Origin of the sequence: Geminicoccus roseus DSM 18922 (genome assembly GCF_000427665.1) — a bacterium.
Classification (GTDB): domain Bacteria; phylum Pseudomonadota; class Alphaproteobacteria; order Geminicoccales; family Geminicoccaceae; genus Geminicoccus; species Geminicoccus roseus.
The window spans coordinates 4,549,409-4,573,172 of record NZ_KE386572.1; the positions used below are offsets into that span (position 1 = coordinate 4,549,409).

20 protein-coding genes and 1 tRNA gene are annotated in these 23,764 nt (G+C 68.6%); 8 read left to right on the forward strand and 13 right to left on the reverse strand.

Annotated features, from left to right (window positions below; genetic code table 11):
- Positions 1-79: 79 nt before the first annotated feature.
- The 3 genes from GEMRO_RS31275 to GEMRO_RS0122510 form a co-directional block, all read right to left on the reverse strand.
- On the reverse strand, positions 80-1,852 hold the full coding sequence (locus GEMRO_RS31275) for a TRAP transporter large permease (protein ID WP_084507401.1): 1,773 nt from the start codon (positions 1,850-1,852) through the stop codon (positions 80-82).
- A 27-nt stretch (positions 1,853-1,879) separates the two neighbouring features.
- Positions 1,880-2,446 carry a TRAP transporter small permease subunit gene (locus GEMRO_RS0122505; RefSeq protein WP_027135809.1) on the reverse strand — a complete coding sequence of 189 codons (567 nt, stop codon included), beginning with the start codon at positions 2,444-2,446 and terminating at the stop codon, positions 1,880-1,882.
- Positions 2,447-2,741: 295 nt separating this feature from the next.
- The gene (locus GEMRO_RS0122510) at positions 2,742-3,686 is read right to left on the reverse strand and encodes a 2-hydroxyacid dehydrogenase (protein ID WP_027135810.1); all 945 of its coding nucleotides are present in this window, start codon (positions 3,684-3,686) and stop codon (positions 2,742-2,744) included.
- Positions 3,687-3,861: 175 nt separating this feature from the next.
- Here GEMRO_RS0122510 and GEMRO_RS31280 point away from each other — a divergent pair, with 175 nt between their 5' ends.
- Positions 3,862-5,352 carry a bifunctional aminoglycoside phosphotransferase/ATP-binding protein gene (locus GEMRO_RS31280; protein WP_035485839.1) on the forward strand — a complete coding sequence of 497 codons (1,491 nt, stop codon included), beginning with the start codon at positions 3,862-3,864 and terminating at the stop codon, positions 5,350-5,352.
- Here GEMRO_RS31280 and GEMRO_RS0122520 read toward each other — a convergent pair.
- The 3 genes from GEMRO_RS0122520 to GEMRO_RS0122530 all read right to left on the reverse strand — a co-directional run bounded on the left by GEMRO_RS0122520 (position 5,336) and on the right by GEMRO_RS0122530 (position 7,960).
- On the reverse strand, positions 5,336-5,626 hold the full coding sequence (locus GEMRO_RS0122520; protein WP_027135811.1) for an ETC complex I subunit: 291 nt from the start codon (positions 5,624-5,626) through the stop codon (positions 5,336-5,338). The genes GEMRO_RS31280 and GEMRO_RS0122520 overlap by 17 nt on opposite strands.
- Before the next feature lie 61 nt (positions 5,627-5,687).
- Positions 5,688-6,302 (reverse strand): NUDIX domain-containing protein, encoded by a 615-nt coding sequence (locus GEMRO_RS0122525; protein ID WP_027135812.1) that lies wholly within the window; start codon positions 6,300-6,302, stop codon positions 5,688-5,690.
- On the reverse strand, positions 6,299-7,960 hold the full coding sequence (locus GEMRO_RS0122530) for a DEAD/DEAH box helicase (RefSeq protein ID WP_051329374.1): 1,662 nt from the start codon (positions 7,958-7,960) through the stop codon (positions 6,299-6,301). Before GEMRO_RS0122530 ends, GEMRO_RS0122525 begins: the two co-directional genes overlap by 4 nt.
- A 157-nt stretch (positions 7,961-8,117) precedes the next feature.
- Here GEMRO_RS0122530 and GEMRO_RS0122535 point away from each other — a divergent pair, with 157 nt between their 5' ends.
- Positions 8,118-8,807: an alpha/beta fold hydrolase gene (locus tag GEMRO_RS0122535; RefSeq protein ID WP_027135814.1), complete on the forward strand. Its 690-nt coding sequence runs from the start codon at positions 8,118-8,120 to the stop codon at positions 8,805-8,807.
- A 52-nt stretch (positions 8,808-8,859) separates the two neighbouring features.
- Here GEMRO_RS0122535 and GEMRO_RS0122540 read toward each other — a convergent pair whose 3' ends face one another.
- The 6 genes from GEMRO_RS0122540 to GEMRO_RS0122565 form a co-directional block, all read right to left on the reverse strand.
- Complete coding sequence (locus GEMRO_RS0122540; RefSeq protein ID WP_027135815.1) at positions 8,860-10,167, reverse strand: type II toxin-antitoxin system HipA family toxin; 1,308 nt, start codon at positions 10,165-10,167, stop codon at positions 8,860-8,862.
- Positions 10,167-10,412 (reverse strand): helix-turn-helix domain-containing protein, encoded by a 246-nt coding sequence (locus GEMRO_RS0122545; RefSeq protein WP_027135816.1) that lies wholly within the window; start codon positions 10,410-10,412, stop codon positions 10,167-10,169. Before GEMRO_RS0122545 ends, GEMRO_RS0122540 begins: the two co-directional genes overlap by 1 nt.
- 93 nt (positions 10,413-10,505) lie before the next feature.
- Entirely contained in the window at positions 10,506-12,476 is a 1,971-nt protein-coding gene (gene parE / locus GEMRO_RS0122550) for a DNA topoisomerase IV subunit B (protein ID WP_027135817.1), read from the reverse strand.
- A gap of 113 nt (positions 12,477-12,589) precedes the next feature.
- Positions 12,590-13,996: a glutamine synthetase beta-grasp domain-containing protein gene (locus tag GEMRO_RS0122555; protein ID WP_027135818.1), complete on the reverse strand. Its 1,407-nt coding sequence runs from the start codon at positions 13,994-13,996 to the stop codon at positions 12,590-12,592.
- Positions 13,997-14,130: 134 nt separating this feature from the next.
- Positions 14,131-15,525, reverse strand: coding sequence for a type I glutamate--ammonia ligase (gene glnA, locus GEMRO_RS0122560; RefSeq protein ID WP_276202840.1), 1,395 nt, complete (start codon positions 15,523-15,525; stop codon positions 14,131-14,133).
- Positions 15,526-15,966: 441 nt separating this feature from the next.
- Positions 15,967-17,016: a glutamine synthetase beta-grasp domain-containing protein gene (locus tag GEMRO_RS0122565; protein WP_027135820.1), complete on the reverse strand. Its 1,050-nt coding sequence runs from the start codon at positions 17,014-17,016 to the stop codon at positions 15,967-15,969.
- Between the two features lie 425 nt (positions 17,017-17,441).
- Here GEMRO_RS0122565 and GEMRO_RS33715 point away from each other — a divergent pair, with 425 nt between their 5' ends.
- Complete coding sequence (locus tag GEMRO_RS33715; protein WP_084507407.1) at positions 17,442-17,660, forward strand: DUF2735 domain-containing protein; 219 nt, start codon at positions 17,442-17,444, stop codon at positions 17,658-17,660.
- 189 nt (positions 17,661-17,849) lie between these two features.
- On the opposite strand, the gene GEMRO_RS0122570 is transcribed toward GEMRO_RS33715, so the two are convergent.
- Positions 17,850-18,188, reverse strand: a complete 339-nt coding sequence (locus tag GEMRO_RS0122570; RefSeq protein ID WP_027135821.1) for a P-II family nitrogen regulator — start codon at positions 18,186-18,188, stop codon at positions 17,850-17,852.
- Between the two features lie 253 nt (positions 18,189-18,441).
- On the opposite strand from GEMRO_RS0122570, the gene GEMRO_RS0122575 reads away from it, so the two are divergent.
- The 5 genes from GEMRO_RS0122575 (at position 18,442) to GEMRO_RS0122595 (ending at position 23,764) form a co-directional block, all read left to right on the forward strand.
- Positions 18,442-18,517: transfer RNA gene (locus GEMRO_RS0122575), tRNA-His, on the forward strand.
- 431 nt (positions 18,518-18,948) lie between these two features.
- Entirely contained in the window at positions 18,949-20,214 is a 1,266-nt protein-coding gene (locus tag GEMRO_RS0122580) for an imelysin family protein (RefSeq protein WP_027135822.1), read from the forward strand.
- A gap of 13 nt (positions 20,215-20,227) precedes the next feature.
- Positions 20,228-21,655, forward strand: a complete 1,428-nt coding sequence (locus GEMRO_RS0122585) for a multicopper oxidase family protein (RefSeq protein ID WP_027135823.1) — start codon at positions 20,228-20,230, stop codon at positions 21,653-21,655.
- Positions 21,652-22,782, forward strand: a complete 1,131-nt coding sequence (locus tag GEMRO_RS35760; RefSeq protein WP_051329375.1) for a di-heme oxidoredictase family protein — start codon at positions 21,652-21,654, stop codon at positions 22,780-22,782. Before GEMRO_RS0122585 ends, GEMRO_RS35760 begins: the two co-directional genes overlap by 4 nt.
- Before the next feature lie 4 nt (positions 22,783-22,786).
- The gene (locus GEMRO_RS0122595) at positions 22,787-23,764 is read left to right on the forward strand and encodes an imelysin family protein (protein WP_084507409.1); all 978 of its coding nucleotides are present in this window, start codon (positions 22,787-22,789) and stop codon (positions 23,762-23,764) included.

Below are 23,764 nucleotides of genomic sequence, written 5' to 3' on the forward strand. Positions count from 1 at the left end.
GGCCGGGCGGAGTGATCCGCCCGGCCCTTGTTCGTTGCTGGATCCTGCGACCCGGTCCCGCTGCGGCGGGACGCCCTGATCAGGGCTGGGCCGGCTGCGGATCGGCCGGTGGCACCAGGTCGGCTGGAGGTGCAAGGTCCGCCGGGGGAGCAAGCTCGGCGGGCGGGGCCAGGTCCGCTGGTGGCGCCAGACCATCCAGCCCCTCCGGCGTGCCGAAGTCGAAGTCTCCGGGCGGCGCGATGTCGATGCCAGGGATGTCGAGCTGGTTGATGCTCTCCGGGTCGACCCCGGTCCCGGCATCCTTGTAGTGCATCACCATGTTCGGGAAGAGGATCACCAGCGCCACCATCAGGCACTGGATCCCGACATAGGGAACGGCGCCCCAGTAGATCTGGCCGGTGGTCACCGGTTCCATGCGCCGGCCGGTGACCTTGTCCAGGTAAGCCGTCTTCGGCGCCACCGAACGCAGGAAGAACAGGGCGAAGCCGAAGGGCGGGTGCATGAAGCTGGTCTGCATGTTCACCGCCAGGATCACCCCGAACCAGATCAGGTCGATGCCCAGATGCTCGGCTGCGGGGCCCAGCAACGGCACCACGATGAAGGCCAGCTCGAAGAAGTCGAGGAAGAACGCCAGGAAGAACACCATGATGTTGACGACGATCAGGAACCCGACCTCGCCGCCCGGGACGGAGATCAGCAGTTCCTCGACCCACCGGTGCCCGTCGACCCCATAGAAGGTCAGCGAGAAGACGCGCGCGCCCACCAGGATGAACACCACGAAAGCCGACAGCTTGGCGGTGGAGTCCAGGGCCTGCCGGAGCAGGCCGAAGCTCAGGCGCCGCTTGGCGAGCGCCAGGACCAGCGCACCCGACGCCCCCATGGCGCCGCCCTCGGTGGGGGTAGCAATGCCCAGGAAGATCGTGCCGAGCACCAGGAACACCAGCGCCAGCGGCGGGATCATCACGAACACGACCTGGCTGGCCAGGCGCGAGAGCAGCCCGAGCTTCAGGTAGTAGTCGGCGACTGCCGCGAGGTAGGCGACCGCCACGGCGACCGCGACGCCCACGATCTCCGCACCCTGCTGGACATGCGGCGCCAGGAGGATGTCGGCGACGTATCCGATGATGACGACACCGACGAGCAGGACCAGCAGGGAGCGGGTACCGCGCCGGCCGTCCGCCTCCTTGATCGTCATCGCCTCATCCGGCAGGGCCGGGGCCTGCTTGGGCGCCACGAGGGTCATGATCAGGATGTAGGCGGCATACATGCTCGAGAGGATCATCCCGGGCAGGAAGGCGCCGGTGTACATGTCGCCTACCGAGCGGCCAAGCTGGTCGGCCATCACGATCAGCACCAGCGAGGGCGGGATGATCTGGGCCAGCGTGCCCGATGCCGCGATCACGCCCGTGGCCAGCCGGCGGTCATAGCCATAGCGCAGCATGATCGGGAGCGAGATCAGGCCCATGGAGATGACCGAGGCCGCGACCACGCCGGTGGTGGCGGCCAGCAGGGCGCCCACGAAGATCACCGCATAGGCGAGGCCTCCGCGGATCTTCCCGAACAGCTGCCCGATCGTGTCGAGCAGGTCCTCCGCCATCCCGGATCGCTCCAGGATCAGGCCCATGAAGGTGAAGAACGGGATCGCCAGCAGCGTGTCGTTGTAGATGATGCCGTAGATCCGCTCCGGCATCGCCTGCAGGAAGTTGGTCGGGAACAGGCCGAGCTCGATGCCGATCAGCGCGAACAACAGGCCGTTGGCCGCCAGCGCGAACGCCACCGGGTAGCCCAGCAGCAGGAACACGACCAGGGCCCCGAACATGATCGGCGCCATGTTATGGATCAGGAAATCCATCGCTTTGAGATTCCTCGTCGCAGGCGATCAGATGTGTTCGTGCTCGAGCGGCGTCTCATGGGCGTCGTCGCGACGCTCATGGGGATCGGGGATCCGGCCCCGCATCACCGCGATCCGCTTGATGATCTCGGAGATCCCCTGGATGAACAGCAGCAGGAACCCGAGAGGGACGAGGAACTTGGCGGGCCACTGGGGCAGCCCGCCGGCATTGAACGATTGTTCGTTGCCCAGATAGGAGCGCACGAAGAACGGCCAGCCATCGACCAGCATGAGGATGGTGAACGGCATCAGGAACAGCGTGTGCCCGACCAGCTCGATCCAGTTGCGCATCGCCTTGGGGAAGCGGCTGTTCAGGATGTCGATCCGGATATGCTCGTTCACCAGCAGCGTGTAGGCCGCCGCCAGCATGAAGACGCAGCCGAACAGCTGCCACTGCATCTCCAGCCACATGTTGGAGCTGACGTCGAACGCCTTGCGGACGATCGCGTTGACGGTCGAGATGACGACCGCGAGCAGGATCAGCCACATCACTGTCCGGCCGATCAGCGTGTTGATTCGATCGATGCCGCGACTGAGCGCGAGGAGCATGTCCACCCAGTTGCCTCCCATCATCCACTGCGGCGCCGGTCGCCGGATTGTATCGAGACGATCCCGGGCAGCGCGGCGCGACATTGGCGGCGGCGGGGCCGGGCATCAAGTCCGCAGCGTGTTATAACATGACTGCCGGAATGAATTCGCGCCTAGGCGATGCCGGCCCGGTCACTCCCGCCTGTTCCGGCCGAAGGGAAGTCCCGGCGGATGCTCCTGGAAGCCATCCCAGGGCGATGCGGCACCGCCGCAGATCGGGGATCTGCGTGCGGTGCCGCCCAAACCAGGAGGTGGGCGATGCTCAGGCGAACCGCCAGGGCGTTAGAAGGGGGCGGCCGGCATAGTGGGCGTCGAGATTGTCCACCACCAGCTGGGCCATGGCGTCGCGGGTCTCCTCCGTCGCAGAGCCGATATGCGGCGTCAGCACCACGGTCTCAAGGTCGTTGAGAGGCGCCGGGACATTCGGCTCATCGGCAAAGACGTCCAGGCCCGCACCGGCGATCCGGCCTTCCACCAGCGCCTCGACCATCGCCGGCTCGTCGATGACCGAGCCCCGGCTGATGTTGACCAGGAAGCTCTTGGGCTTCATCGCGCCGAGCACCGCCCGGTTGACCAGGCCTCGCGTGGCGGGCCCGCCCGGACACGCGACCATCAGCAGGTCGACCGCGCCCGCCATCTCTTCCAGGTCCGGATAACGGTGCCATGCGACATCCGACTGGGCGCTGCGGCCATGCCAGACGATCGACATGCCATGGGCCTCGGCGCGCCTGGCGATCGCCTTGCCGATCCGGCCCAGACCCAGGATCCCCATGGTCTTGCCGGCCAGCCGCGTGGACAGCGGCAAGGGGCCGTTTTGCCAGGCACCCGCCCGGACGAACCGGTCAGCCGCCACGATCCGGCGCATGGTGGCGATGGTCAGCCCCATGGCCAGGTCGGCCACGTCGTCGGTGAGGACATCCGGCGTGTTGCTCACCGCAATGCCGCGGGCCTTGCAGTAGTCGAGGTCGACGCCGTCCACCCCGACGCCGAAGCAGGCCACCAGCTCCAGTTTCGGCAGGCGGTCCATCAAGGCAGCGTCGCAGGTCAGTTCGCCCGAGGTGAGGATCGAGGTGACCCGCCCGGCGACCTCGCGCAGCATGGCTTCGCGATCCTCGGCCAGATCGAGCCGGTGGCCGGCATAGCGCTCGTCGAGCTGGGCGGTCTGGCGCGGCAGCAGCCCGCGCAACATCAGGATCTCGGGCTTCAAGAACGCCTCCAGCGGCAGGAAGGGGAGGCGCAACCTAGCCGCGGGGCGTCGCGGGTAGAAGTGCCGTGGTGCAGCCGCGTTGCCAGGAAGGACCAGCTCGGGTGAGATCGGCCGGTATGCGGCGAGACCGGGATGCCCGGCATGAGCCGGAGTCCAACTACGTCCTGGGAGCGGCATGTTGAGCGAGGTAGTGGATTTCCTGGAGCAGGGCGGCCTCGGCGAGCCCGTCGAGCGCGTGGACACCCATGGAGCCCACCTCTTCCTCGGGCGGGACACGGTCTGGAAGATGAAGCGGCCTGTGAAGTTCCGCTTCCTGGATTTTTCGACGCTGGAGCAGCGTGAACAGATCATCCGGCAGGAGCTCGAGTTGAACCGGAGGACCGCGCCCTCCATCTATCGCGCGGTCGTGGCGGTGGTCCGGCGGGACGATGGCGAGCTGGAAGTCGGTGGCTCAGGCGCGCCGGTGGAATGGCTGCTGGAGATGGCCCGGTTCGAGCGTAGCGACCAGCTCGACCGGATGGCCGCGGACGGACGCCTCTCCGCGCAAACGATTGAGGAGCTGGCAGGCCGGGTGGCGGCGTTCCATGCACAGGCACCGTTGGTCAGGGATGGGGGCGGCCACGCCGCCCTGGCGGATGTGGTCGCGGGCAACACGGCCGACCTGCTCGACCTCGCGCCCGCCATGGTCGATCGCGCCAGCGTCGAGAAGCTCGACCGGCTGTCGCGCGAGCACCTGGAGCGTCATCGCGACCTGCTCGACCGGCGCCGGGAGGACGGGCGGGTCCGCCACTGTCACGGCGACCTGCATCTGGGCAACGTCGTGCTGCTGGACGGCGCACCCACGCCGTTCGACTGCCTGGAGTTCGACCCGGCCCTGGCAAGCGTCGACGTGATCTACGACTTGGCCTTCCTGATCATGGACCTGCTGCATCGCGGCCTGCCCGTCCACGCCCAGCGCGCCCTCCAAGGCTGGCTCGACGTCACCGAGGACGACCAGGCGGTGGCGCTTCTGCCTCTGTGTCTGGGGACCCGCGCGGCCGTCCGGGCCAAGGTGGAGGGGTTCCAGGACAATGCAGCGGCGGCACGCAGCTATCTGGACCTGGCGCTTACCGTGTTCGCGACCCGGCCGGCGACGCTGGTGGCGCTGGGCGGGGTCAGCGGGACCGGGAAAACCACGGTGGCGCGCGGCCTGGCGCCCGACCTGGGGCCGCTGCCCGGCGCGGTCGTGCTGCGCTCGGACGTCCTGCGCAAGGGCATGTTCGGCAGGCGGCCGGAGGACAGGCTGGATGCGGATGCCTACCGGCCGGAGGTCAGCCGACGCGTGTTCGCGCGGATCGCCGAGCGTTCGGCGTGCCTGCTGCAAGCAGGTCAGGCGGTGATCGCGGATGCGGTCTATGGCGAGCCGGCGCAGCGGGACGCCATCGCCCAGGTGGCCGCGCGTGCGGGAGTGCGCTTCCGCGGCCTGTGGCTGGAGGCTCCGCCGGCTGTCCTGGAAGCGCGGGTGGCCGCCAGGACCGGCGACGCCTCGGACGCCACGGTCGAAGTGCTGCGCCGTCAGCTGGACCAGATCGATCGCGCCGCCGTCAGCTGGACCCGAGTTGATGCTTCGGGCAGCCAGGCGGCGACGCTGGCGGAGGCGGTGGAGGCCGTCAGATGCGGCGGGTGAAGTTGTCGGCGTAGGATTTCGGCTTCACGATCCGCTCGTGCGGCTCGTAGACCTGGAAGGTCAGGCCGTGCCGCTCGGCATAGGCGATCGCCGCGTCCTTGCTCGGGAACTTCAGGGTGACCTGCTGATCGGTGTCGTCGGAACCGACCCAGCCGATCAGCCGGTCGGCGTCCTTGCGCGAGCGCGGCTCCATCTCGAGCAGCCAGTAGCGGGTCTTGGCGCGACCGGACTGCGCGGCGGTCTTGGCAGGCTGGTAGATGCGAGCGTCCGGCATCGGTTTCCGTCTGGCAGGTTGGTGCTGGCGAATATTCAGGCGTTGCGGAGAAAGGCAAGCATCAAGACGCCAAGCCGATCTCCCGGCGGTAGCCCTGCCGGCGCAAGGCCAGGGCCTGCAGCCCCACCAACGCCGTCACGCCCAGGATCCTGCGCTCGTCCAGGCCTGCCATGGCCTGGTCGAACCGCATGACGTGGGTCAGGATGTCCTCGCTCTCGTCGGCCAGTCCGAACACCGCCCCCTGTTCGGGAAGGTCCGCCAGGCCCAGGAAGACATGGACCCGCTCGGTCGTGCAGCCGGGCGACGACATGAACTCGGCGACCTTCTCGATCCGGTCCAGTTCCAGGCCGGCCTCTTCCAGCGACTCGCGCCGCGCGGTTTCCTCCAGCCCGTCCTCGCCATCGACCATGCCGGCGATCGCCTCGAGGACCCATGGCCCCTCCGGCGCGTCGATGGCGCCGGTGCGGAACTGCTCGACCAGGAGGACCCGGTCGGTGCGCGGATCATAGGGCAGCACCGCGATGGCGCGCCGCTGGATCCACAGCTCCCGGGAACACTCCACGCTGCCGCCGTCGAAGCGTTCATGCCGGATCTGGAGCGCCTCGGCCCGGAAGAAGCCGTGCCAGACCTCGCGCCGCTCCAGGATCTCGAAGCGACGCGGTCTGCGGGTGCTCACTCTTCGTCCGCAGGCTTGATGGTCTTCGGCACGACGATCCGCATGAAGGCCGGGACCGCATCGCCAAAGCCCAGAACCTGCTGGCCTTCGCGTCCCTCGCTGCGGCCGCGCTCGCGGGCCGGCGGCTCGTCCCGCGACGGAGTCGGCGCCCGCGGGGCGTCGGCCCGGGCTTCCTCGCGGGAAGCGTCGCGGCGGGACCGGCCACGGCTGGATGGCCGTGCAACAACCTCCTGCGGAGCAGTCTCCGGCTCGTGCAGGTCGGGCTGAGGCTCGTCGGTACCCATGATCCTGGGTTCGGGAGCAGGTGCTGCCGGCGCCGGCCGCGAGCGGGTCCGGCGCGGCTTCTTGTCCGAGGCCTCGTCCGCCAAATCCTTCGCATCCGTCTCCGCCGCTCTCGCTGCGGGCGGTGCGGCATCCTCCTTGGCCTTCTTCGGCCGCTCCGACTTGGCGCCGCCAGAGGATTTCTTGCGTCCGCGCTTGGGTTCCGCCGCTTCGACCATCTCGTCGAGGCCGGAAATGCCCTCCAGTTCCAGCGCGGGAATTTCGCGACCCACCAGCCCGGTGATCGCCGCGAGGTATTTCAGCTCCTCCGAGGTCACGAAGGTGAAGGCGCGGCCCTTGCGGCCGGCGCGGCCGGTCCGGCCGATCCGGTGGACATAGTCGTCCGGGTGGGTCGGCACGTCGAAATTGATGACCACCGGCATGTCGGAAATGTCGAGGCCGCGCGCGGCGACGTCGGTGGCGACCAGATAGTCGAGGTCGCCGCGCTTGAACGCGTCCAGCGTCGCCTGGCGCTGCGACTGGTCGAGGTCGCCATGGATGTCGCTGACGTTCAGCTTGCGCCGCTTCAGCGTCCGGTTCAGCTCCGCCACCGAGCGCTTGCGGTTGGAGAAAATGATCGCCTTGTCGATGTCGTGGCTGCGGATCAGCTTGACCAGCCCCTCGACCTTGTCGCGCGGCGCGGTCATCACCACCACGTCCTCGATGTTGGTCGAAGTGGTGGCCGGCCGGGCGACCTCGATCACCGCCGGCTCGCTCATGAACCGGTCGGCCAGGCTGCGCACTTCCTTGGGCATGGTCGCCGAGAACAGCAGGGTCTGCTGGCGCGCCGGGAGCAGCGAGATGATCCGCTCGACATCAGGGATGAAGCCCATGTCAAGCATCCGGTCGGCCTCGTCGATCACCATGATCTGGACGCCGCCCAAGAGGATCCGGCCGCGCTCGAACCAGTCCAGCATCCGCCCGGGCGTGGCGATCAGGACGTCGACGCCCTTCTCCAGCTGCTTTTCCTGGTCGCCCATGCCCACGCCGCCGATCAGCAGCACATGGGAGAGCTTCAGGTACTTGCCGTAGGTCTCGAAGTTCTTGGCGGTCTGGGTCGCCAGCTCGCGGGTCGGCGAGAGGATCAGCGAGCGCGGCATGCGTGCCCGGGCCCGACCGGACGACAGCTTCTCGATCATCGGCAGCGTGAAGGACGCCGTCTTGCCGGTGCCGGTCTGCGCGATCCCCAGAACGTCCCGTCCGGCCAGCACCACGGGGATCGCGGCGGCCTGGATGGGGGTCGGGGTCGTGTAGCCGGAATCTTCGATCGAGCGGAGAATCTCTTCCCGGAGCCCCAGCGATGCGAAGGCGGGGCTCGAAGGGGCTGTTTCGGTCAAGGTGGGAGGGCCGATCAGACGGTTGAAACTGTGCGGCTACTTAAGAGATCGGGCAAAAAAGTCAACGATGGCGCCCGGTTTCCTTCCGGTGAAACCCGCTGGAATCCGGGCGCACGACGTTGCAGGAAGGACCAGAGGTTGAAGTGGGAGCGCAGAGATGGCGACGATCGTCCTGATTCCGGGACTCTTGTGCAGTCCGCGACTTTGGCAGGCACAAGTCGAGGCCCTTTCGGGCGAGCACGAGGTACGCGTCTTCGATCATCGTCGCGATGCCGATTATGCGGCCATGGCCGACAGGCTCCTGGCAGAAAATCCCGGCCGGTTCGCCCTGGTCGGGCTGTCGATGGGGGGATATCTCGCCCAGGAAGTCGCGGTCCGGGCACCGGAGCGGCTCGAACGGCTGGCCCTGACCTGCACCCGTGCCGAGCCGGACAGCGCGGAGGGCCGCGCCCGGCGCATGGAGCTGGTCGAGGCGGCGGAAGCTGGCCGGTTCACGGAGATTGCCGCCGAACTCGGGCAGGGCTGGGTGGCCCAGGAGAACCGGACCTCGGCGCTCCTGGCGGTCCTGGCCGAGATGGCGGCGTGGGTCGGCCCCGAGGCGTTCCGCCGCCAGCAGACTGCGATCGCATCGCGGCGCGACATGCGCCCGCATCTGGCCGGCGTCGGCTGCCCGACCCTGGTGCTGTGCGGGCGGAGCGACACGTTGACGCCGCCCTCCGGCCATCTGGCCATGGCCGAGTCCATCCCGGGCGCCGACCTGGTGATCCTGGGCAGTTGCGGCCACCTGGCGCCGCTGGAGCGGCCGGCGGCGGTGACGGATGCGCTGCGCAGCTGGCTGGCCCGTTGAGCGGGCGCTCGGGTTCGTTCGTGCAAAAGCCGGGACCACTGTCGGGACCAGCTCAACCCCGGCCCAGGAAGAGCAGGCGGCGGCGCATCCCTGCGGCGATCGGGTCCAGGACCTCTGGCGGGAAGTCGGGTGGAAGCTCCCGGACGACGCGTTCGAGGGCGGGGCCCGCGGAGCCCGCCAGGTCGTCGAAGATCGCGTGCACCACCGACCGGCTGAGGCCGGCGCGGGCGGCCGCCTGCTCGAAGTGGCGCGGGACGATCTCGTCGACCGCATAGTGGCGGCGGTCGCCCACCGACATGGCGAGGCGCATCTGGCGCCGCTGGATCTGGCCGGCGTCGAGGCTGGGCTGGGCCGAGAGCACGTCGTAGAGCGGCGACAGGGTGAACCGGCCGCCGGCCCGCAGCGCCAGGCTGAAGTTCTTGGCGTGGCCATCGGTGGCGGCCAGCAGCCAGAACACCAGCGTGGCGCGCAGGAACACAGCCCGGTCGGCGCCCGGCTGGTCGCTGCCCTTCAGCAGGTCCAGGACCTCGGCCATCCCTGGTCCCCCGTCCGCCTGGTACTTGCGCGTGGGCGGGACCGACAGGGCCTGGCAGCAATCCTCCTGCGGAAGCCGGAGCAGCCGGCCGTCCCGGGTCCAGCGCCGGTCGAAGCGTTCCACCACCAGGGCGCGGGTGCCGGCAAAGGCCTGCATGGAGACCCGGGCGCTCGGCAGCCCCAGCGCCTCGGTCAGCCGCAGGCAGAGGAACTCGTTCTCGATGCTGTGGGAAAGGTCGATGCCGTTGGACAGCCGGCCGATCGCGGGCTTCAGGATATGGGTGGTAGCGGTGGCGCCGGCGGGCTTGCACCAGCGCCCGTCCAGGAAGGTGAGGGCGGTCTTCTCCTGGGCGCCGGCGATGGAGATCCGGAAGTCCAGGTCGCGGTCCAGGCCCAGCGGGGCCGCGGACAGGTCGTCCAGCAGCCGGGCGATCCCGGCTTCGTCCAGCGGACGCGCCTCGATGCCGCCGGCCGGGCCCGGCTCCACCCCTTCCTCCAGGAACTGCAGCGCACCGACGCAGTCATGGCCGATCGCCGCCAGCAGACTGTAGGCGTCGGCGCCCTCGGCTCCCATCCGCTCCGCGACGCGGCGACGGATCCGCTCGTCGTCCGGCAGCAGGTTCTCGAGCACCGCGCGGACCGGCGCGCCGTGGAAGCGCTCCTCGCGCAGCGGCATGGACAGCGAGACCGGGATGGCGTCGGGCAGCTCCAGCCAGCCGGGATTATAGACGAACGCGATCGCCCCGTCCGGCTCGCGGCGCAGCAGGCCGACCCGGCGGCCGTTCATCCAGACGCCCAGCCGCTGCGAGCGGCGGCGCCGGCCCATCAGAACATGTCCTCGATGTCCGATGCCTGGCTGCGGGGACGGACCGCCAGCTCCAGGTCGAGGGCGGCCAGCAGGTCCAGGATCGTGTCCAGCCGGGTGCCGGGTTCCCCGGCCTCGACAGACGAGACCGTCGCCTGGCGCAGGCCGCTCGCCGCCGCCAGGGCGCTCTGGGTCAGCTTCAGGCGGCGCCGCTGGGCGCGCAGGATGGCTCCCAGCTGGTCGGGACGGCGGGCTATCCGGTCCATGCTCCCTCCGGCGCGGCATGATACGCTGCGGCGGATAACAAGCTAAGATACGCCAAGCCGTATAATCAAGAAAAATACGCTTTGACGTATAGGTTACACGTCCAGCTCGGCGACGCTGGCGGCATTGGCCTGGATGAACGCCAGCCGCAGCTCGGGCTTGCGCCCCATCAGCTCCTCGACCAGCTGGCCGGTGGTCTTGCCCTCCAGGTCCTCCAGGCGGACCTGCAGCATCCGGCGCCGGGACGGATCCATGGTGGTTTCCTTGAGCTGGCTCGGGTTCATCTCGCCCAGGCCCTTGAACCGGCCGATGTCCACGTTCTTCTTGTTCTTGAAGACCGTGGCCAGGATCCGGTCCTTGTCCTTGTCGTCCCGGGCATAGGCCACCGTGCTGCCGTGGGAGAGCCGGTAGAGCGGCGGCTGCGCCAGGTAGAGATGGCCGGTCTCCACCAGCCGGCCCATCTCGCGGTAGAAGAAGGTCATCAGCAGGGCCGCGATGTGCGCGCCGTCGACATCGGCGTCGGTCATGATCACGACCTTGTCGTAGCGCAGTTCGTCGCTGCGGAAATGCTTGCCCGAGCCGCAGCCGAGCGCCGTCACCAGGTCGACCAGCTCCTTGTTCTGGGCGAGCTTGTCGGCGGTGGCCGAGGCGACGTTCAGGATCTTGCCGCGCAGCGGCAGGATCGCCTGGGTTTCGCGGTTGCGGGCCTGCTTAGCTGAACCGCCGGCGCTGTCGCCCTCGACCAGGAAGATCTCGGTGCCGTCGCGCCCTTCCCGGGAGCAGTCGGCCAGCTTGCCCGGCAGGCGCAGCCGGCGGGTCTCGCTCTTGCGCTGGACGTCCTTCTGCTTCTTGCGGGCCAGCCGCTCGTCGGCCCGGTCGCAGACATGGTCGAGCAGCCGGCTGGCGGCGGCCGGATGCGAGGCGAGCCAGGTCTCGAACCGGTCCTTCAGCCGCGATTCGATCGGGCGGGTGATCTGCGCGGAGACCAGCCGCTCCTTGGTCTGACCCTGGAACTGCGGCTGGGGGATGAAGGCGGACAGCATCAGCACCGCACCGCCCTGCACATCCTCGGCGACCAGGTTGCCGGCGCGCTTGCCGCTGCCCACCCGGTCGGCATGGGCTTTCAGGCCCTTGAGCAGCGCGCCGCGCAGGCCCTGCTCATGGGTCCCGCCGAGCGGGGTCGGGATCGTGTTGCAGTAGAAGCCCTCATAGCCTTCCTCGTCGATCGGCCAGGCCACCGCCCACTCGATCCGCCCGGCCGCCTCGGGCAGCTCGGCCTCGCCGGTGAACGCGTCCTCGACCACCCGTTCCCGGTTCTCCAGCTGCGCCGCCAGGAAGTCGGCCAGGCCGTTGGGGAAGTGGAAGGTCTCGGTGGCCGGGGTCCTCGCGCCGTTGATCAGTTCCGGCGCGCAGGACCAGCGGATCTCCACGCCCTTGAACAGATAGGCCTTGCTGCGCGCCATCTTGTGCAGGGCGGCCGGCGAGAATGCCGCGTCGTCGCCGAAGATCTCGGTGTCCGGGACGAAGGTCAGGGTGGTGCCGCGCCGGTTCGGGGCGTTGCCGATGTTCTCGATCGCACCCTGCGGCACGCCGCGCGAGTAGACCTGCCGGAACAGCTTGCGGTCGCGGGCGACCTCGACGACCAGCTCCGAGGACAGCGCGTTCACCACCGACACGCCGACGCCGTGCAGGCCGCCGGAGGTCTGGTAGGCCTTGTTGGAGAACTTGCCGCCCGAGTGCAGCGTGGTGAGGATCACCTCCAGCGCCGACTTGTCCGGGAATTTCGGATGCGGGTCGATCGGGATGCCGCGGCCGTTGTCGCGGATCGTCACTCTCGTGGCCGAGTCCAGGCTGATCTCGATGCGGTCGGCATGGCCCGCGACCGCCTCGTCCATCGCGTTGTCCAGCACCTCGGCGACCAGGTGGTGCAGGGCCCGCTCGTCGGTGCCGCCGATATACATGCCCGGGCGGCGCCGGACCGGCTCCAGCCCCTCCAGCACCTCGATGTCGTGCGCGGTGTACTCGCCGCGCGTCTCGCCGCTCTTCTGCTCGAACAGGTCGCTCATGCTCGCTTCCGGCCGGCCCGATCGGGCCGGCCCATCAGGGTAGGTCGTTGCCGCCGCTCAAACTGCGCAGCGCAAGAAGCGTACCGGAAGCGTTCGCGTCAAGCCGAGCCCGCTCAGTTCGACCAGTACAGCCTGAGTTCGGCGGGATGCGGGATCGCCGCGATCTCGTCGGACTGGATCCGCTTGAGCGTCAGGTAGGTGTCGACCATGCGCGGGGAGAACACCTCGTCGCCGGTGAGGACCTCGCGGTGGCGGTCGAGCTCGTCCAGCGCCTCGTCCAGGGTCCGGGGCAGGTGGCGCAGCGCATGTTCCTCGGGCGGCAGGTCGTACAGATTGCGGTCGAGCGGGTCGTCCGGCTCCAGCTTGCGGTCGATCCCGTCCAGCCCGGCCATCAGCGTCGCCCCGATCGCCAGGTAGGGGTCGGCCAGGGGATCGGGGAAGCGCAGCTCCAGCCGCTTCTGGTCCGGCCGGGCGGTAAGCGGGATGCGCACCGCCGCGGTGCGGTTGTTGGCGGCATAGGCCAGGACGGTCGGCACCTCCTCGCCCGGCCGGAGGCGCCGGTAGGAGTTCGTCGACGGGTTGGTGAAGGCGGCGAGCATCCGGGCATGTTCCAGGATGCCGGCCATGAACGACAGGCAGAGCGGGCTGAGATCGGCATAGGAGGAGCCGTGGAACAGCGGCCGCCCGGCGGCGAACGCCGCCACCGACATCACCAGGTCGACGCCATGCTCGTCCTGGGACGGCTTGGGCAGGAAGGTGGCGGTCTTGCCGTAGCCGGCGGCCACGCTGCGGACCACGTAGCGGGCGAGCTGCAGGCGGTCGGCGGCGATCAGCGCATCCGTCGGCGGCAGCGTCAGCACATGCTGGCAGGCGCCGCGGCCATGGCCATGGGTCATCCCCTGGATGCCGCAGCCGGCCAGGATCGTGGCGACCTCGCTGCGCAGGTCGGAGAAATGGTCGGGCGGCGGCGCGGCCAGGGCCGCATGGCGCGGCACCGGGCGGTGACCGGGATTGCCGCCCTGGTAGGCCAGGCCGGCGGCACTGGGCGCTTCCATGGCGCTCAGCCGGTGGCCGACCCGGTAGGGCTCGACATCGAACTGGGCGTCGTCGAACAGCGAGAAGCCGATCTCCAGGCCGACCGCGATCCGGTCGGCGCCGATCTTGCGCTGCACGTGCTCCAGGCTGCGCTGCAGGGTGCTGCGCGGGCAGGTGTCGTAGGCATGCCCGGTGCCGGCTTCCGCCGCCGAGCAGAACAGCACCAGCGTCGGCTGCGCCGCGAACGGGTCGATGAACCAGGACGAAGGGTCCGGGCGCAGCACCGGGTCCGGCTCGGTGGGCGCATGCCAGCCGGGGATGGCCGAGCCATCGATCATCAACCCGTCGGTGAACAGGGCCGGGTCGAGCCCGCTGGTCTCGATCGCGACCTGCCGGACATGGCCCAGCGGATCGGTGAAGCGGAGATTGCAGATGCGGATGCGATTTTCTTCGATCGCCTGCATCAAGGGTTCGACATCGGACAACGGTCTGCCTCCCGGCGCGCATCGGCCGTCCTGCCGCCGCACCATCGCTGTCGCCCGAGTAACCATTCCCACGAAAAAGAAAAGGGGCGGCCCGAAGACCGCCCCCGTTCCACGCCGGCCGGAGCCGGTGCGGCTCAGCAGTCGTAGTAGAGCACGAACTCGTAGGGGTGCGGGCGCAGGGCCAGTGCCTCGACCTCGTTGGTGCGCTTCATGGCGAGATAGTTGTCGATGAACTCCTTGGAGAACACCTCGCCCTGCAGCAGGAACTCGTGGTCGTCCTCGAGCGCCTGCAGCGCCTGGGAGAGCGAGCCCGGCACGGTCGGGATGTGCGCCAGCTCTTCCGGCGGCAGGTCGTAGATGTTCTTGTCGGTAGCTTCGCCCGGGTCGATCTTGTTCCTGATGCCGTCGAGGCCCGCCATCAGCATCGCCGAGAAGGCGATGTAGGGGTTGCACGACGGGTCGGGGCAGCGGAACTCGACCCGCTTGGCCTTGGGGCTGTTAGAGTACATCGGGATGCGGCAGGCCGCCGAGCGGTTGCGCGCCGACCAGGCCAGGTTGACGGGGGCCTCGTAGCCCGGGACCAGGCGGCGATAGGAGTTGGTGGTCGGCGCCGCGAAGGCCAGCAGGGCCGGGGCGTGCTTGAGCAGGCCGCCGATGTACCATTTGCACATGTCGGACAGGCCGTGCTCCTTGTCGCCGGCGAACAAGGGCTTGCCCTCGCTCCAGATCGACTGGTGGCAGTGCATGCCCGAGCCGTTGTCGCCATGGAGCGGCTTCGGCATGAACGTCGCGGACTTGCCGGCCTTGGCCGCCACGTTCTTCACGACGTACTTGTACTTCATCTGGTGGTCGGCCATCGCCAGCAGCGAATCGAACTTCATGTCGATTTCGCACTGGCCGGCAGTCGCCACCTCATGGTGCTGGCATTCGACCGTAAGCCCGATCTCGATCATGGTCAGCGCCATGGCCGTGCGCAGGTCGTGCAGCGTGTCGGTCGGCGCGCAGGGGAAGTAGCCTTCCTTGGGCCGGATCTTGTAGCCGAGGTTCGGGCCCTCGGCCTTGCGCATGTTCCACCAGCCCTCGACGCTGTCGACGAGGTAGGAGCCGGAATTGATGTCCTGGCCGAACTGCACGTTGTCGAACACGAAGAACTCGGCCTCGGGGCCGAAGAACGCCGTGTCGCCGATGCCGGTGGACTTCAGGTAGGCCTCGGCCTTCTTGGCGATGCCGCGCGGGTCACGGTCGTAGAACTCGCCGGTCACCGGGTCGACGACGTCGGCGATCATCACCAGCGTCTTGTGCTCGTAGAACGGGTCGATGAACGCGGTGGTGGGATCGGGCATCAAGAGCATGTCCGAGGCTTCGATGGTCTTGAAGCCGCGCACGGACGAGCCGTCGAAGCCCAGGCCTTCCTCGATCTGGTCCTGCTCGAAGACGGCCGCCGGATAGCTGATATGCTGCCAGGTGCCGGGGACATCCGTCAGGCGGATGTCGATCATCTGAACGCCATTGTCCTTGATGGCCTTCATGACATCGGCAGACGTCTTACAACCCAGAGTCATACTCGTTGCCTTCCTCATCCTTGACGGATGGTTCTTGGTTTCCACCTAGCCCACGCCGCCCCGCCTTGGCCGGGACGACCTCGAACGAACAAAAACGACGGTCCGGACCTCAGGGTTCGAGCCGCCGGGACATCCACCGCTCAGGCGGCACCTTGCCGAGCTGCCGCGAGCCAGTCGGCAGGCTCATGAAGGCCGAGGCGCTCGAGAGCAGGCCGGAAGCACCCCTCCGGCTCGCTTGAGCGGCCTTCTTAAGCACCGGCCACGCCTTTGAGAAGGCGGCTCGGCGGATCGGAAATCCGGGAGAGCCGCCCCCTTTGCGAACGCCGGCGGCACCCATGCCGACCCCGGTCCCCCGGGTGCCGGGCCCTCGCCGGACCCCGCACCGTCAAGATCAGACGGAACCCAGCCTCACGCAGCCGCGGCCACGTCGCCCTTCTCGGCGCCGGTCGACACCGAGGCGATCGTCTTCAGGATCTGCGAGGCGATCTGGTAGGGGTCGCCCTGGGAGTTCGGGCGGCGATCCTCGAGATAGCCCTTGTACTCGTTGCGCACGAAGCTGTGCGGCACGCGGATGGAGGCGCCGCGATCGGCCACGCCATAGCTGAACTTGTTCCACGGCGCCGTCTCATGCTTGCCGGTCAGACGCATGTGGTTGTCCGGGCCATAGACGGCGATGTGGTCGTCGAGGTTGGTCTCGAACGCCTTCATCAGCTGCTCGAAATAGGCCTTGCCGCCGACCTCGCGCAGGTAGGACGTCGAGAAGTTGCAGTGCATGCCGGAGCCGTTCCAGTCGGTATCGCCCAGCGGCTTGCAATGGAACTCGATGTCGATGCCGTACTTCTCGGTGAGGCGCAGCAGCAGGTAGCGCGCCATCCACATCTCGTCGGCCGCCCGCTTGGAGCCCTTGCCGAAGATCTGGAACTCCCACTGTCCCTTCGCCACCTCGGCGTTGATGCCCTCGTGGTTGATGCCGGCGGCCAGGCAGATGTCGAGATGCTCCTCGACGATCGTGCGCGCCATGTCGCCGACATTCTTGTAGCCGACGCCGGTGTAGTAGGGGCCCTGCGGTGCCGGGAAGCCCTGCTCGGGGAAGCCGAGCGGCCGGCCGTTCTTGTAGAAGAAGTATTCCTGCTCGAAGCCGAACCAGGCGCCGTCGTCATCGAGGATGGTGGCGCGGCTGTTCGACGGATGCGGGGTCACGCCGTCCGGCATCATCACTTCGCAGAGGACCAGCACGCCGTTGGTGCGGACCGGGTCCGGGAACACGCGGACCGGCTTCAGCACGCAGTCGGAGCTGTGCCCCTCGGCCTGCAGCGTGGAGCTGCCATCGAAGCCCCAGAGCGGCAGTTCATCCAGCGACGGGAAGGAGTCGAACTCCTTGATCTGGGTCTTGCCGCGGAGGTTTGGCACCGGGGTGTAGCCGTCGAGCCAAATATACTCCAGCTTGTACTTCGTCATGGCCGCTCTCTCGTAGGAAGTTGATGCGGGGAAGGGCAGCGTCCTGCGTCGTGCCTGCCCCCGTGTTGTGCATGCGTGGCCTGCGGTGGCTGCCCAAAATCATGCAGGAACCATGCCAAGCCGGAGGGTGCGCCTGCCGCGTCGCGAAGTCCGGCACGGTCGGCGGCCCGAAAGGGGCGGCGCCGGCTGGATCCTTGCCGCCCCCCGCCGGTTGGTCGGGGGAAGTCTGCATAGTGCAGCAGACTTCAGCGCCGAAGTACTCGCCGATAGGCAGCGAATGCTTCGTAAAAATGCAGCGCGAGCACTTGCCTACTAGTTAGGCGATCAGAGGTTTTAAAATAGGCATATTGCACATTCGCCGTGCATGCCCCATAGAAGCCCTCTGTACCAAGCGCCGGATGTTCCCCTCGATGGAGTGACCCACCATGACCAGAAGCCTTCACCAGGATTCCGCCAAGATCTACCAGTTCCCCGTCCGGGCCAAACCCGCGGGTGCGAGCTTTCGCGGACCGTCCCTGCCAGTTACCGACATCCGGACAACGCAGTACGTCCATGTCGATTGCGGTGCCGGCTGGTATCACGAGGCGGCGGTACAGGATGCCGAGCGGGCAGCCAGGCGCAGGAACGCTGGTCGCGGCGACTGATCTTGGATGCGCCAACAGCGCGACTTGCAGCTTCCTGGGCTGAACAGGGCCTGCGGGTCACACGAAAAAGGCCGCCGAGTAGCCCCTCGGCGGCCTTTGTCTTGAACCTTGCCCCACCCAGGAGGTCTGGCGCCTCTCTCGGCTGAACCGGCCCGGTCGGCAGACCGTCCGGTCGGGACAGGTGAACGATCAGAGCGCGTCGTTGCCGCGCTCGCCGGTCCGGATCCGCACCGCGTCCTCCACGGAGTAGACGAAGATCTTGCCGTCGCCGATCCGGTCGGTTTTGGCGGCCTGCTGGATGGCCTCGACCGCCCGCTCGGAAAGCTGATCGTCGACGACCACCTCGATCTTCACCTTGGGCAGGAAGTCGACGACGTACTCTGCGCCGCGATACAGCTCGGTATGACCCTTCTGCCGGCCAAAACCCTTCACCTCGGTCACAGTCATGCCCTTCAGGCCGATCTCCTGGAGGGCTTCCTTCACCTCGTCCAGCTTGAACGGCTTGATGACGGCTTCGATCTTCTTCATTGCGCGTCTTTCTCCACGACAAACGCTGGCAGAGCGAACTTTCCCGCGCCGACGTTGCACGCCGGCATTCATGCAGGAGGCGTGCCAAGAACCGGGGGTCCGGTCCGTTCCTCCCTGGGAAGGGACGGGCGCCACTTGTACGGGCAGTACTGGTCAAGATATAGGCAGAACGCCATCGGATTGGGCAAATTCGCAGCCCGCCACTGAGGGCTTGACGAACCCGCCGCGTCCAGGCATTCCCCAGCCCGGGATGGCGGGCGTAGCTCAGTCGGTAGAGCGCTAGGTTGTGGTCCTGGATGTCGCCGGTTCGAGTCCGGTCGCTCGCCCCACCCCCCTGCTTCTTTTGTGATCCGCACCGCCACTGCCACCAAGTGGCAGGTTCCTGGGTGGCGATCGCGCTGCCTCCCTGTTGCTGATCCGCTGAACCTGACACACCAATGATGGGACTGGCCGCTTGCGCGGGCGGTCCTTTCGGTGCTGCCGGTACCGTCTCCCGTCATGGCCACCCGGCCTCCCAAGACTGATGCCCGGCCGGCGCCGGCCAATCCTCGGAACATGACGACTTGAGGCAACGCGGGCCGGACACGGTCCAGGAAAAGATGCAGCAAGCAATCCCGCATGGGCCGAGCATGATGGAATAGTTCTAATTCAATGAAGTGTTGGGATCAGGTTGCGGTGGAGGGCATCCGTCCCTAGGCCAGCCGGAACGAGCGAACCCGTCGCTCGCCGCCGTACCTGTCCACTGCAAGGGGCCGTCTCGATGCGCCGATCCACCACCTTCATGGTCGCTGCGGCCGCAATCGCCCTGACGACATCCGCCAGGGCCGCCGAGCCGGGCCAGGTCGTGGCCACCTATGCCGACATCGCCGCCGCGATGTATGCGGACGCGCTTGCGAGCGGCCAGGACCTGCACGCGGCGGTGGACGCCTTCCTGGCGTCGCCCTCGGAACAAACCCTCGCCCAGGCGAAGGATGCCTGGAAAGCGGCCCGGAACCCCTACCAGCAGACCGAGGCGCTGCGGTTCGGCAACCCGCTGGTGGACGAATGGGAAGGCAAGGTGAATGCCTGGCCGCTCGACGAGGGGCTGATCGACTATGTCGACGCCTCCTATGGCGACAGTTCCGACGAGAACCCGCTCTATACCCTGAACGTGGTGGCGTCGCCGAAGCTGCGGATTGGCCGCAACCTGGTGGATGCGAGCACGATCACGCCGGAGCTCCTGGAGAACGAGCTGCAGGAGGCCCTGGACGTCGAGAAGAACGTGGCGGTCGGCTACCACGCCATCGAGTTCCTGCTCTGGGGGCAGGACCTGAACGGCACCGGGCCTGGCGCCGGGGCGCGGCCCTGGACCGACTACAGCCTGGAGCAGTGCACCAACGGTCATTGCGAGCGTCGGCGTGCCTATCTGGAGGCGGCGGCGGACCTGCTGGTGTCCGACCTGCAGGAGATGGCGACCTCCTGGCAGGAAGGCGGCGAGGCTCGCGCCGACCTGCTCGGGATCGAGCCGCAGGCCGGGCTGGGCAGGATCCTGACCGGCATCGGCTCGCTGTCCTATGGCGAGCTGGCCGGCGAGCGGATGAAGCTCGGCCTGCTCCTGAACGATCCGGAGGAGGAGCATGACTGCTTCTCCGACAACACCCACAACTCGCACTACTACGACCAGGTCGGCATGGTCGCCTTGTGGAACGGCCACTACGAGCGCACCGACGGCAGCGTCGTCGAGGGCCCGTCGATGGCGGACCTCACCAGGGAAAAGGATCCCGAGCTGGCCGAGCGGATCGAGCAGCGGATGAACGACACCACCGAGAAGCTCGGCCAGATCCGCGAGACCGCCGAGAGCGGGCAGATGGCTTACGACCAGATGCTCGCCGCCGACAATGCCGAGGGCAACGCCATGCTGCAGGCGGCGATCGACGCGCTGGTCGCCCAGACTCGGGCTGTCGAGGAGGTGGTGCCGGCCCTGGGCGTCGCCATCACCGTGGAAGGATCGGACAGCCTCGACGATCCGGGCATGGTGGCGCCCTGATCCGGGATCCGCGATGAAGGCCGCCAGGCGACCGTTTCTCCTGGGCGCCGGCGCGTTCCTTGCCGGCGCCGCCCTGCCGGAGACAGGCCGAAGCGGGCCGCTCGCCCGGCCCCTAATGCCCACCGGCCGCACCGTCGAGCACTGGCTGGTGGCGGCCGAGCGCATGGTCCGCATCCCGGCCGACGCGGGACCCGAGGTGCCGGCCTGGACCTTCGGCCCGGAGCCACTGCCGATGATCCGGCTGCAGCGGGGCGATTCCCTGCGCGTCCGGGCCGAAAACCGCCTCGACCAGCTCATCTCGATCCACTGGCACGGCATCCGGGTGCCGAACGCCATGGACGGCGTGCCCTACCTGACCCAGGACCCGATCCGGACCGGCGGCAGCTTCGACTACACCTTCACGCCGCCCGATACCGGGACGTTCTTCTTCCACACCCACTGCAACACCATCGAGCAGCTGGGCCGGGGGCTGGCCGGCGTGCTGATCGTCGAGGGCGACGAACTGGTGCGGCACGACGCGGACTTGGTCTGCGTGCTGCGCGACTGGCGGATCGACGGGCAGGGTGGCTTTGCCGAGTTCACCAGCAACGCCGCCGCCGCCAAGGCCGGCACGTTCGGCCAGGTGCGCACCGTCAACGATCGGGTCGAGCCGGTCCTGGAGGTGCCGGCCGGCGGCGAAGTCCGCCTGCGCATCCTCAACATCGACCCGACCCGGATCGCCTTGCTGGGGTTGGAGGGCACCCCGGCCGCCGTGATCGCCATCGACGGCAACGGTCTTCCCCCAGTGCCGCTGGAAAGCTGGCGGCTGGGCCCAGCCATGCGGATCGACCTGTCGGTGCGGGCGCCCGGCCCCGGCGAGGAGGCGGTCCTCTATGACTATTTCTCGGCCGAACCGGTCCCGCTGGCGAGGCTGCGAGGCATGGGCCCACGTCTGGATCGCGGCAGGTTCGACCCGGCACCCCTGATCCCGTCGGACTTCCCGGCGCCCGACCTGGAGAAGGCCGAGACCTTCCGCCTGACCTTCCAGTCCACCGCGGTTGCGAGCGACCTGGTCCTGCCCGACGGTCAGGTGCTGCGCTATGCCGACAGCATCTGCCTGTCCAGCGCCACCCTGTGGGCGATCGACCGCAAGACCTGGCCGGAAGCCGGGCACCAGCAGCTTCCGCCGCCTCTGTTCGAGCTGGTGAAGGGCAGGAGCTACGTGATCGAGCTGGTCAACCTGAGTCAGTACCAGCACCCGATCCACCTGCATGGCGTCACCTTCCAGGTGCTGGACCCGCGCCAGGGCGAGTCCGGCCAGCGGGCCGACACGGTGCTGCTCGGCCCGCGCGACCGCGTCCGGATCGCCTTTGTCGCCGACAATCCGGGTGACTGGATGCTCCACTGCCACATCATCGAGCACCAGGAGACCGGCATGATGGGCTGGTTCCGGATCGCATGAGAACCGCTCTGCGCGCCTGCGCCGCGCTGATGATCCTGGTGGGTCTCGGCGGCGGCGTTTCGCCGACCTCCGCCCGCGATCTGGATGCGGTGATCGGCGAAAGCCTGTTCGACCGGGTCTGGACCGTGGCCGGAGCCTCGAACCGGGGCAGCGACGGGCTGGGCCCGCTGTTCAACGCCCGGGCCTGCGTCAGCTGCCATGCCGGGGGAGGTGCCGGCGAGCTGGAGGATGGGCGCGGGCTCGTTCTCCGCTTTCCCGACGATCCCCATTATGGCCGCCAGCTGCAGACCGGGGCGGTGCAGGGGCAGGAGGCGGAAGGCGGGCTCGCCGTGTCCTGGCGCCGGGAGGAACGGGTGCTGGACGACGGGACGCGCGTGGAGTTGCGGGCGCCGGTCTGGCGGATCGAGGAGCCCGGGGCCGGCCCGGTGCCGGCCCACGGGTCGCTCCGCCTGGCGCCCTCGCTCGCCGGGCTCGGCCAGGTCGAAACCGCCCTGGGTGCGGCGACCCAGGAGGAGGCGGCCGGCCGCGGCTTTGGCCTCAAGGCCGACCATGCCAGCCTGGCGGGCCCTGTCCGGGAGGCGCTCCTGCTGGATCTGGGGCTCTCGACCCCGGAGCAGCCCGCACCCTGGGGAGACTGCACCGCGCTCCAGCCGACCTGCCGGACCGGGCCGCATGGCGTCGAGCCGGGCGACGCGGGTGCCGAGCTGTCGCCGACCATCGTGAACGCGCTCCTGGCCTATCTGCGAGACCTGCCGGCACCCCGGCCGCTCGCTGGCCCGGATCCGGAAGGCGAGCGTCTGTTCATGCAGAGCGGCTGCGCCGCCTGCCATCAGCCGAGGCTGGGCGAGCTTGTCGCCTTTTCCGACTATCGGAGCCACGACCTGGGCGAAGGCCTGGCGGACGGCGATCCGGCCGATCCCCAGGCCGCGTTCTGGCGTACCGCTCCTCTGTGGGGCCTCGGACGCAAGCTGGCGAATGGCGGCTTTCTGCTGCACGACGGCCGCGCCCGCGACGCCACGGAAGCGATCTTGTGGCATGGCGGCGAGGCCGAGGGCGCCGTCGCGGCCTTTTCGGTGATGCCGGCTGCGGCGCGGGCGCGGCTCCTGAAATTCCTCGAAGGACTCTGATCCAATGCGAATGGTGACGCTTGCGGCCAGCTGCCTGGTCTTGTCGACCTCCCTGGCGCAGGCCGATCTGGTGGAGCGGGGCAAGGCTGCGGTGATGGCCTGGAGCCAGTCCGCGCAGGCCTTCGCGGAGGCTACTGCCGCGGCCTGCCCGGTGCCGCCAGCGACCCCCGATCCCCAGGCGATCGAGCGGGCGCGCGCGGCGTTCCGCCAGCTGGTGCTGAACTGGCAGGCGGCGCGGCCCTGGCTGGTCGGTCCGGGGGCGCCACGCGACCTGCCGAGCCAGGTCTGGTTCTGGCCGGACCCGCACGGCTCGGCCAGCCGGCAGCTCTCCAAGGCGCTGGCGACCGGCGAGCCGCACGGCATCGCTCCCAAGGGCCTGGGCATGGCCGAGGAGATCCTGTTCGACGTGGCGGACGGCGCGGAGGGGCTCGATGCCACGGCCTGCAAGCTGCTGAGCGAGGTCGGCCGCTTCCAGGCCGAGCTGGCGCAGAGCCATGCCGCGACCTTCATCGACACGGCACTTTCCGACAACGACCGGCGCCGGCTCCTGCTGATCTCCATGCGAGACACGCTGGACCGGATCTCCCAGGAGAAGATCGCCCGTCCGCTCGGGCTGGACATCGACACCGCCAGGGGCCAGCGGGCCGAGGCCTGGCAGAGCGGCATGTCGCTCGACGCCATCGCGGCTTCGCTGGAGGGGATCCAGTCGATCTACCTGCCGCCCGACGGCATCGCCGTCACGCTTCTGGAGAAGAAGGACGGGGCCGGCCTGGACCAGATCATCCGCGACCAGTTCCTGGCGACCCGCAAGGCGCTGGATGCGGTGGACGAGCCGCTGGACCAGGCCGTGGTCGACCCGGCGGCGCGTCCCCAGGTGGAGGCGCTGCTGCGCGAGGTGCAGCAGCTCCGCCTCCTGCTGGTCGAGCGGCTGGCGCCAGCACTCGGCATCAGCCTCGGCTTCAACGCGCTGGACGGAGACTGA

Coding starts and splice junctions, on each gene's coding strand:
- GEMRO_RS31275 (WP_084507401.1), bottom strand. CDS start 1,852: ATGGATTTCCTGATCCATAACATGGCGCCGATCATGTTCGGGGCCCTG.
- GEMRO_RS31280 (WP_035485839.1), top strand. CDS start 3,862: ATGTTGAGCGAGGTAGTGGATTTCCTGGAGCAGGGCGGCCTCGGCGAG.
- GEMRO_RS0122520 (WP_027135811.1), bottom strand. CDS start 5,626: ATGCCGGACGCTCGCATCTACCAGCCTGCCAAGACCGCCGCGCAGTCC.
- GEMRO_RS0122535 (WP_027135814.1), top strand. CDS start 8,118: ATGGCGACGATCGTCCTGATTCCGGGACTCTTGTGCAGTCCGCGACTT.
- GEMRO_RS0122540 (WP_027135815.1), bottom strand. CDS start 10,167: ATGGGCCGGCGCCGCCGCTCGCAGCGGCTGGGCGTCTGGATGAACGGC.
- GEMRO_RS0122545 (WP_027135816.1), bottom strand. CDS start 10,412: ATGGACCGGATAGCCCGCCGTCCCGACCAGCTGGGAGCCATCCTGCGC.
- parE (WP_027135817.1), bottom strand. CDS start 12,476: ATGAGCGACCTGTTCGAGCAGAAGAGCGGCGAGACGCGCGGCGAGTAC.
- glnA (WP_276202840.1), bottom strand. CDS start 15,525: ATGAAGGCCATCAAGGACAATGGCGTTCAGATGATCGACATCCGCCTG.
- GEMRO_RS0122565 (WP_027135820.1), bottom strand. CDS start 17,016: ATGACGAAGTACAAGCTGGAGTATATTTGGCTCGACGGCTACACCCCG.
- GEMRO_RS33715 (WP_084507407.1), top strand. CDS start 17,442: ATGACCAGAAGCCTTCACCAGGATTCCGCCAAGATCTACCAGTTCCCC.
- GEMRO_RS0122570 (WP_027135821.1), bottom strand. CDS start 18,188: ATGAAGAAGATCGAAGCCGTCATCAAGCCGTTCAAGCTGGACGAGGTG.
- GEMRO_RS0122580 (WP_027135822.1), top strand. CDS start 18,949: ATGCGCCGATCCACCACCTTCATGGTCGCTGCGGCCGCAATCGCCCTG.
- GEMRO_RS0122585 (WP_027135823.1), top strand. CDS start 20,228: ATGAAGGCCGCCAGGCGACCGTTTCTCCTGGGCGCCGGCGCGTTCCTT.
- GEMRO_RS35760 (WP_051329375.1), top strand. CDS start 21,652: ATGAGAACCGCTCTGCGCGCCTGCGCCGCGCTGATGATCCTGGTGGGT.
- GEMRO_RS0122595 (WP_084507409.1), top strand. CDS start 22,787: ATGCGAATGGTGACGCTTGCGGCCAGCTGCCTGGTCTTGTCGACCTCC.